The organism is Streptomyces sp. NPDC055140 (assembly GCF_053607285.1).
The window spans coordinates 115,594-117,907 of the sequence record NZ_JBSGTG010000028.1 but is presented as its reverse complement, the minus strand read 5'-3'; the positions used below and the strand labels follow the sequence as shown (position 1 = coordinate 117,907).

The window sequence follows — 2,314 nt, the reverse complement described above, 5'->3', positions numbered from 1 at the left end:
CGCTCCCGCAGGCGCCTCCGGCACCTTCTGCTTCTGGTCTCGTTCCATCGCATACCTCCGTGATCAAGGTGTTGCGACGACCAGTTGAATCCGCCCTGGGCGCCCCTGTCCGTGTGAAACACGGCCCCGCGCACCTGGCCGCCTCGGGTGGCGACCGCCATCTCGATCGCGTCGGCGACCAGGGAGGTGCGCATGTGGTCGGCGATCGACCAGCCGATCACGGGGCGCCGGCAGATGTCGATGACCGTGGCCAGATACATCCACGTTGAGCCGACGGCTATATACGTGATGTCGCCGCACCACTTGCTGTTCAGCGCCGTCGCGGTGAAGTCACGCATCACCAGGTCCAAAACCGGCGGCGCTGTCTTGTCCGTGATCGTGGTGCGCTTCTTGCGCCGCAGGTGCCGGCCGACGATGTGGTTGACTCGCATCAGCCGTGTGCCGCGTTTGCGGTTGGCCCGCCGGCCGCAGGCCCGCGGTTCGGCATGCACGCGCGAGGCGCCATAGGCGCCCTGGTGCTCGGCATGGATCTCGCGGATCTCAGCCACCGTCCGCTCCTCCTCGGTCTGGCGCCCGGCGCGGGCAGGGGCGGTGGCCTGGTGGCGGAAGTAGCTGGAGCGGGAGACGTCCAGGACCCGACAGAGCCGCTTGGCGCCGAAGTCGGCGCGGATATCGGAGATGAAGTCCCAGCGGCGGGGACTCACTTCACCTCCCGAGCGAAATACGCGGCTGCCCGGCGCAGGATCTCGCGCTTCAGCTGCTACTCGGCTTCCGCCTTGCGCAGCCGCTTGTTCTCCTCACGCAGCCGGGCCGGCTCCTCGGCCGGACTTGGCCCGCCGCCGTCGGAGCCAGCAGGCGCCGACTCCTCTGATTCCTTGCGGACCCACGTCCGCAAGGACTCGGCAGTGATCCCGAGATCCCCGGCCACCGACGCGTACGTCCGCCTACCGCCCGCGGCTCGGTACAGCGCGACGGCGTCCTTCCTGAACTTCGCCGGATACGGAGACTTGCGTCCCACCTGGACATCCCATGGATCCTCAAGATCCATTGTCAGGGTGTCCACTCCAAAGGATCAGTCTCACTCCAACCAGTTCCAAGACGGCCACCGCCTCCTGGACCTGCACCGCATCGTCATCGCACCGTTGCCCGGATCGCCAGCCCGCACCCTGTATCAGATCCGAGCCCGCCTGTCCGACGAGCACCACCAGGCAGATCAACTCTGACAGTTATTCAGAGACAAGCCCTGGGTGGTGTGGGACTGTGCCAGGTCGCCGTCCACCTCGCGGTGGTCACCGTCACCACCCGCGTGCTGCTCGACCGGGCCTTGTATCTCCCGGCGGACTGGGCTGCGGACGAGGAACGACGCCTGTTAGCCGGCGTGCCGGACGAGGTCGTCTTCGCCACCGAGCCGCAGCAGGCGCTGGCGATGGTCACCGAGGCGCTCGCGGCCGGGATGCCAGCCCGCTGGTTCGCTGCCGACGAGGTCTACTGCGGGCGTGAACTGCGCCGGGACATAAGGGCGTTGAACCTGGGCTACACCGTGGGCGTCGCGGCCACCCATCAGGTCACGGACGGGACCGGCCGTCGAGGGAAGCCCGCAAGATGCTCAACAAGGTGCGGCCTGCACAGTGGATGCGCCTGGCCACCGGTCACGGCACCAAGGGGCGGCGCGAGTACGACTGGGCCTGGCTCGACATCCGCGCCGACGACACCCTCGACGGACAGGATGCAGGCACCAGCGTTCTAGTCGCCCGCCACCGCTACACGGGCGAGGTCTCCTACTTCCGCTGCTGGGCACCGGGCCCCGTCACTCTGGCCACGCTCGTGGAGATCATCTGCCGCTGGTGGCGGATCGAGGAGACCTTCCAGCTCGCCAAGGGTCACGCCGGCCTGGACCAGGGCCAGGTGACATGCTGGAACTCCTGGATGCGCTGGTCACTGTTCTCCCTGATCGCCACCACGGTCCTCGCCCTGACCCTCGCGGCGGCCAGCGAGAAGACCGGCGAGGCACAGCCGGCCCGGCTCATCCCGCTGACCTGCCCCGAACTCCTACGCCTCCTGCGCGTCCTCGTCCTGCCCGCACCTGTCCCGCGACCGCGACCACATGCTGCACTGGACCGCCTGGCGGCGTCACCACCAGGCCGCCGCCACCGCCTGCCACTATGGTGCAGGCACTCCGCCGCGTCCCAGGCGCAGTGGCAGTGCACATGTGCCCGGCGTTGTCGCGTGACCGGGGCGGGGGGGGGGGGGGGGCCCGCGGCCCCCCCCCCCCCCCGCCCCCGGGCGGGCCCCGGGCGCGCCCGCCGCCCGGCCG

The 2,314-nt window shown here is 69.6% G+C and carries 2 pseudogenes; one reads left to right on the top strand and one right to left on the bottom strand.

Going from position 1 to position 2,314, the window contains the following annotated elements:
• Window positions 1–1,018, bottom strand: a pseudogene (locus ACWFR4_RS37825) (IS3 family transposase); the annotation flags it as partial.
• A 222-nt stretch (window positions 1,019–1,240) separates the two neighbouring features.
• Here ACWFR4_RS37825 and ACWFR4_RS37820 point away from each other — a divergent pair.
• Window positions 1,241–2,230 (top strand): annotated as a pseudogene (locus ACWFR4_RS37820) (IS701 family transposase); the annotation flags it as partial.
• Between the last annotated feature and the right edge of the window lie 84 nt (window positions 2,231–2,314).